The sequence below is a fragment of the Lacinutrix iliipiscaria genome, assembly GCF_042686125.1.
GTDB classification, from domain to species: Bacteria; Bacteroidota; Bacteroidia; order Flavobacteriales; family Flavobacteriaceae; genus Oceanihabitans; species Oceanihabitans iliipiscarium.
The window spans coordinates 608-1018 of sequence record NZ_JBHUOV010000003.1 but is presented as its reverse complement, the minus strand read 5'-3'; the positions used below and the strand labels follow the sequence as shown (position 1 = coordinate 1018).

General features: G+C 38.9%; 1 protein-coding gene. It reads left to right on the top strand.

Features of this window, described 5'->3' with window-relative positions; translation table 11 throughout:
* The coding region (locus ACFS5M_RS14255; protein ID WP_379898686.1) for a hypothetical protein at window positions 1-411 on the top strand (411 nt) is incomplete at both ends.

The following is a 411-nucleotide window of genomic DNA, read 5'->3' as shown; positions in this document are numbered from 1 at the left end:
TGCATTCACTAACTTAAGCGCTACTTGTGGTGCTGGTGGTACTATTACGGTTACATATACAGTGTCTGATGATTGTGATAATGAATCAACACTAACAGCAACTTTAACTTTAGAAGATTCTACTGGTCCTGACCTATCGGCTTGTACTGTAGTGGATGAAACTATTGAGTGTAATGGTTCTGATAACGAATCTATTGCTGATGCTTGGAACGCTGATAATATCGCTGCCCTTGAAACTTGTGGAACTGATGCTTGTGATACTGATGCTACATTTACTGTAGTTTCTGATTATGCATTCACCAACTTAAGCGCTACTTGTGGTGCTAGTGGTACTATTACGGTAACATATACAGTGTCTGACGATTGTAATAATGAATCAACACTAACGGCTACTCTTACTCTTGAAGATTC